General features: G+C 63.4%; 7 protein-coding genes. 3 read left to right on the forward strand and 4 right to left on the reverse strand.

The features are described from left to right. On the forward strand, nt 1-849 hold an 849-nt coding region (locus VEK15_13505; protein ID HXV61709.1), incomplete at its 5' end, for a membrane dipeptidase. A gap of 125 nt (nt 850-974) precedes the next feature. Beyond that, entirely contained in the window at nt 975-1,460 is a 486-nt protein-coding gene (locus VEK15_13510) for a hypothetical protein (protein HXV61710.1), read from the forward strand. 28 nt (nt 1,461-1,488) lie between these two features. Here VEK15_13510 and VEK15_13515 read toward each other — a convergent pair whose 3' ends face one another. Next, entirely contained in the window at nt 1,489-2,379 is an 891-nt protein-coding gene (locus VEK15_13515; protein ID HXV61711.1) for a cytochrome c, read from the reverse strand. A 125-nt stretch (nt 2,380-2,504) separates the two neighbouring features. Between VEK15_13515 and arsN2 the strand changes: the two genes are divergently transcribed. Further along, nucleotides 2,505-2,942, forward strand: a complete 438-nt coding sequence (gene arsN2 / locus VEK15_13520; GenBank protein HXV61712.1) for an arsenic resistance N-acetyltransferase ArsN2 — start codon at nt 2,505-2,507, stop codon at nt 2,940-2,942. Between the two features lie 5 nt (nt 2,943-2,947). On the opposite strand, the gene VEK15_13525 is transcribed toward arsN2, so the two are convergent. The 3 genes from VEK15_13525 to VEK15_13535 are packed head-to-tail and all read right to left on the reverse strand — an operon-like array spanning nt 2,948 to nt 5,281. Next, the gene (locus VEK15_13525; GenBank protein HXV61713.1) at nt 2,948-3,997 is read right to left on the reverse strand and encodes a methyltransferase domain-containing protein; all 1,050 of its coding nucleotides are present in this window, start codon (nt 3,995-3,997) and stop codon (nt 2,948-2,950) included. A 60-nt stretch (nt 3,998-4,057) separates the two neighbouring features. Further along, entirely contained in the window at nt 4,058-4,807 is a 750-nt protein-coding gene (locus VEK15_13530; protein HXV61714.1) for an ROK family protein, read from the reverse strand. A 9-nt stretch (nt 4,808-4,816) separates the two neighbouring features. Continuing rightward, entirely contained in the window at nt 4,817-5,281 is a 465-nt protein-coding gene (locus VEK15_13535) for a secondary thiamine-phosphate synthase enzyme YjbQ (protein ID HXV61715.1), read from the reverse strand. Between the last annotated feature and the right edge of the window lie 172 nt (nt 5,282-5,453).

A 5,453-nucleotide genomic window follows, 5' to 3' on the forward strand; every position in this document is an offset into this window, starting at 1 on the left:
GTGGCGATCAGGGCTCTCGCAGAGTGGAATGCTCGCGTTCGCGACAACCCCGACAAGATTCTCCGGGCGACGAAGGCCGCTCACATCGAGCTTGCGAAGCGGGAAGGGAAGATGGGCGTCGTCTTTGGCTTCCAGAACGCGACGATGCTCGAGGGGGAAGTGGAGAATCTCGACCCGCTGTTCGAGCTAGGAACCGGGTGTATCCAGCTGACCTACAATTCACGTAACCAGCTCGGCGACGGCTGCACGGAACGGACCAATGCGGGGCTCTCGGACTTCGGCGTTGCCGTCGTGGAGCGGATGAACGAGCTCGGGATCATCGTCGATCTCTCTCATTGTGGTCGGAAGACCTCGGAGGATGGGATCGCGGTATCAAGACGACCAGCCGCATTCACCCACACGTTCTGCGAAGCGATCTATCGGGATCATCCGCGGGCCAAGACCGACGAGCTCATCAAGGCCATCTCCGACCGGGGTGGCATGACGGGAATCACCGCTCTGGGGTATTTCGTTGGCCCGAGTCCCGACACCACCATCGAGGACTACATCGACCATATCGATCATGCCGTCAAGGTGGGAGGCATCGATCACGTGGGTCTCTCGACCGACTTCGCCATTCGCGGTATCAAGAGCTGGGCCACGCGGGAGACCTGGTACGAACCGCGGCTCCGGAGCTTCAAGCCGTCTTACCGGGTTCGGTGGCCGCCGTGGATCGAGGGGCTCGATGAGCCCGAGCGTTTTCGCAACGTCGCTCATCGGCTTCATCAACGCGGCTATGCCGACGGGGACATCGAGAAGCTGCTGGGTCAGAACTGGCTTCGATATTTTCGCGAGGTCTTCGACGGTTGAGCTCGTCGCGCGGCAACCGGATCACCGCGCTTCGCCGGTAGTTTCCATCATCCGAGCGACCGGACTTGCACGGGTCCGCGCCAGCGCTAGAATGGAGCATTCCATACAGGTAATGGAGGTGCGAGATGAAACGTCTCGTGTTCACCCTCGCGACACTCTTCCTCGCCGCCGTCGTCTCGGCGCAATCGCTCGCCGAGGTCGCTCGCAAGGAGAAGGAGCGCCGAAAAAAGCTGCAGACATCGGAAAGCCACACGTACACCGAAGTCGATTTGAGAGGCCAAGGTCCGATGACGCAGGTGACCGGCGCTGGAACCGCCGCGGCGCCTGCGGAGCCTGCGGAGGACGAGCCGACCGGCGAGTCCGAGTCTGGTGAGCGAGAGCAGCCCGATCCGACGCAGACCAGAGAGTACTGGCAGGGCCGTCTGAGCAGGCTCGACGGGAGGATCCGCGAGCTCGAGTCCCAGCTGGAGAGCCCCCGCTACACCGCCAACCCGCGTGGTGCTTCCGAGAGACAGGCGGTGGAGCGTGAGCTCGAGCAGGCGCGTGCCGATCGCGGCGCTCTCATGGACGAGGCCCGAAGGGCCGGCGTTCCCCCGGGCTGGCTGCGCTGAGGGTGCTCCCACCGTCCTCGACGGGGCGCTACTTCGAGCGGATGGCGTTTTCTATCGGCTCGAGCGACTTGAGGTAGGCAGCGATGGCTTTCAAATCCGACTCCTCGAGGTGCTGATAGCCGTGCTCGACGACCTCCTCCATCAATCCCTGAGCGCCATCACCGTCCGGTTTGAAGCTCGTTTGGAGAAACCACACGATGTCGGGAATGCTCCAGCTCCCGATGCCCGTCGCCTCGTCGGGGGTGATGTTGGGGGCGATCTGACCTTCGGGGCCCTCGACCGATCCGGCGAGGTACATTTCTTCGTTCGTCGCTCCCATGAAAGTCCTGGGAGTGTGGCACTCGCCGCAGTGCGCGACCGCCTCGGCGAGATAGGCGCCGCGGTTCCACTCGCTCGTACGCTCGGGTCTCGGCTCGAATGGCTTCGGCTCGAAATGGAGCGTGCGCCATACTCGTATGCTGTTCCGACTGTTGTAGGGAAATCGGAGCTCCGGCGGTTGGTTCTCCTTGACGACCGGCTCGAGTGAGAACAGATAGGCCTTGAGGTCGAGGAGATCGACGTCCGTCATCCGGGTGAACGACGTGTAGGGGAAAACGGGGTAGTAGGGCTCTCCTTTTGGGCTCTCACCTTCTCTCATCGCTTTCATGAAGTCCGGGTCAGACCAGCCGCCGATTCCCGTCTCGTCATCGGGCGTGATGTTCGTGCTGTAGATCGTGCCGAAAGGGGTGGCAATCGGCCGACCTCCCGCGAGGGAGAAGATTGCACCTTGCGGATCGTGGTGGCATGTGCATCCGCCAGCCGCGCGAAACACGTACTCGCCGCGCTCGATTGCGGTGTCCTGGGGGGGAAGCGTCGGAAACAACAGGATGACGAGGGGCGGAAGGAGGAGCCCTGCGCCGAGAACCTTGGATGTATTCATCGTGGCGATCGGAGTTGCACTTCTTACTCCATTCGTGCCTCGATTGCCATTCTAGTTCTCAAACGCCGTGGCGGGACCCGTGTTCGATCGGCCGCCACGGCTCGGCTGTGGCAAAATGATGATTCATGAACGTCGGGCGTGCACGAGCGGGCGAGCTGGACGAGGTGTTGGAGCTCCTCGATGAGTCCGACCTTCCCCGTGCCGGGGTGGAAGATCACTTCGGTGGTTTCCTGGTTGCCCGTAACGGCGAAGGTCGTCTCGTCGGTTGTATCGGGATTGAGAAATATGAGGATGTGGGCCTCTTGCGTTCGCTGGCCGTCCGGGCGGGCGAGCGGCGCGCCGGAGTCGGACGCTGCCTCGTCGAGCGTCTCCTCGAAGAGGCGAGAGCGAACGAAATCCATTCGATGTTTCTGCTCACCACGACCGCCGAGTGGTATTTCCCGCGGTTCGGATTCCAGCGGATTGGTCGCGACGAGGTCGATCCTCGCCTCGGGGCGTCTCAGGAGCTTCGCGGGGCATGCCCCGAGAGCGCGGTCTTGATGCGCCTGCGGCTCGTTCCCTAAGGGGGCTAGCGCCGAATCGCCCGAACGATCATCTCCGCCCCGTACACGCGGCGGATCTCGTCCACCCGAAAGCCGGTCTCCTCGAGATCTCGCCGCAAACCCCGCTCGTTCACCGACCTTTGTCCCGCCTCGAGGCCCGCGAGACGGCGGAGCAGGCGGAACCGCAGACTCGAGCTGTCGGGGGTTCCGAGAACCAGGGTGCCGTGCGGTCTCAGGATGCGTCGAAGCTCCTCGAGGTACGTACTCCCGACGCCTACATGGGAGCATACGAGCTGCGGAAAGCTTCCGTCTCGAAACGGGAGCCTCGCGACATCGCCGGCAACGATCGCGTTGGCGCGGCCGCGGAGAAACCGCAGCTTCGGGGCGGAGGTGTCGAGGCCCACTCCCTTCGAAAGCGCCTGGATCAAACGAGAGGATCCGCAGCCGACGTCGAGCACCGGCACATCGACCTCGAGGTAGCTCACGATCGTCTCCTGCCGGCGCGTGAGCCATCGCCTCCTGAGGGGAACGCGACTCTCGAATGCGCGGTCGTCCGAGTCGGCGGCGTGGGACGACTTGCGCAATCGCCGTAATCGCGCGAGCGCCGCCAGATGGGAAAGGATCCGACCTTCGGTGTTGGGGAGCCCCTCTAACGGAATCTCTTTGATCTTGAACCCCTCGTTGTAGAGGCGAACGAGGAGCTCGACCGGGGCCGAGGGCCGATCCTCGGGAAGCGCGACCCGCCGCAGCGCGGAACACCGATAGAGCCGCACCCCGCCGGTTATGTCGTCGAACGGAAGATGGAGCGCGCGGCGAAGCAATCGGTTGAATGCCCGGCTCAGGGATCGCCCACCGCGGTGATGCCGCGAGGCGATGAGCACTTCGGCATCGTGTCGTCTTGGCCAGAGCGATTCCAGTATTTTCGAATCGAGTCCGCCGCTTCCAAGGCTCAGCGCGAAATCGGATCGTGCCCCCCGCAGGGAGGGGGCGACGACGTGGCGAATACCCTCTCTACCCAGGTAGTCGATGGCCTCTTGCGTCGGGCCGGAAGCTTCGGAGACGAGAGTGAGATCCATAGACCTTGCCCGTTCTCACGGTTAGGACGAACTCCGCAGGCAAAAAGTTCTTGGCGGTGGTTACACCTCGAGTCCTTCTGCGGCCGCGAGGGCGGCGCCCACGACCCCGGCGCGGTTTCGAAGCGCCGCGGGCACGATGGGGCAAGGTGCCGACAGGTGAGCGGCATAGGCGTCGAATTTCTTGCTGACCCCGCCGCCAAAAATGATGAGATCGGGCCAGAAGTAAGCATGCATTCGCTGGAGATAGAGGTTCACGCGACGAGCCCACTTCTTGAACGACAGTCCTTGGTCCACCCGAACGCGCTCGGATGCCCAGGTTTCCGCGTCCCTCCCGCGGATCTCGATGTGTCCGAGCTCACAGTTCGGCACGAGCACGCCGTCGTGGAAGAGTGCCGTACCGATGCCCGTACCGAAAGTCAACATGAGCACGACGCCCCGCGTCTGAGCTCGGCCAGCACCGACGCGCATCTCCGCGAGACCGGCGAGGTCGGCATCGTTGGCCACGACGACTCTGGAGCCCGTCGTCTCGGCCAGGAGCTCGTTCGCCCGGACACCGATCCATTTCTTGGAGACGTTCGCTGCCGTGAAGACGACGCCTCGGCGAACGACTCCAGGAAAGCCGCACCCCGCGCGATCTCCCTTCCAATCCAGCTGCCGAACCGCCTGGGCAACGGCCTCCACCACTCGCCCCGGGGTGGACGGGGTGGGAGTCTTGAGACGCACGCGCTCGCCGATGAGCTCTCCGGTGTCGGATTCGACTTTGGCGACTTTGATCCCGGTTCCGCCGATGTCGATTCCGAGCGCCTGCATCCGTTGGGATTAAACCACAGTTCCTATCACCAGGATCGAGATGCTGCGGCGCCGCGGCCCGTCGAGCTCCACCAGGAACAATCGCTGCCACGGACCGAGCTGGACCTCGCCGTCGACCACGTTGAGCGTTTCCGATGCCCCGAGGAGGATCGCCCGGGCGTGGGCATCGCCATTGGGCCTCTCGTCCGAGCGAAGCTGGAAGCGTCGCGCCTCGAGGTCGTTGTGGTAGTAAGAGACACCTCGCGGGGCCCAGGCCTCGAGGCGCTCCTCGAAATCCCGCAATAGTCGGTGCTCGTTCTCATTGAGCACGATGGCGGTCGTGGTGTGCTTGGTCTGGACGTTGACCATACCGTTGACCACTTCCGATGCGCGGACCCGCTCCCTCACGAGCCCGGTGAGATCGATGAACTGAATGCGTTTTTCCGTGTCGAGCTCGACGCTGTCGTGAATGTTGAGAACGTTGACAAGAGACATTCCAAGGCCCTCCTCCCAGCGGGGAGACTAACCGGACGGAGCCATTCGAGAAATGAGGGGCGGGTGAGGGAAAACTCAGAGTGCCATCATCGGCCGCGGCTCTCTTTTAGTGCTCAATGCCGTGGCGGGATCCGTAATCGATCGTGCCGGGTCGGGCTGCTGACGGCGCGGC

The sequence above is a fragment of the Vicinamibacteria bacterium genome (assembly GCA_035620555.1).
GTDB lineage: Bacteria > Acidobacteriota > Vicinamibacteria > Marinacidobacterales > SMYC01 > DASPGQ01.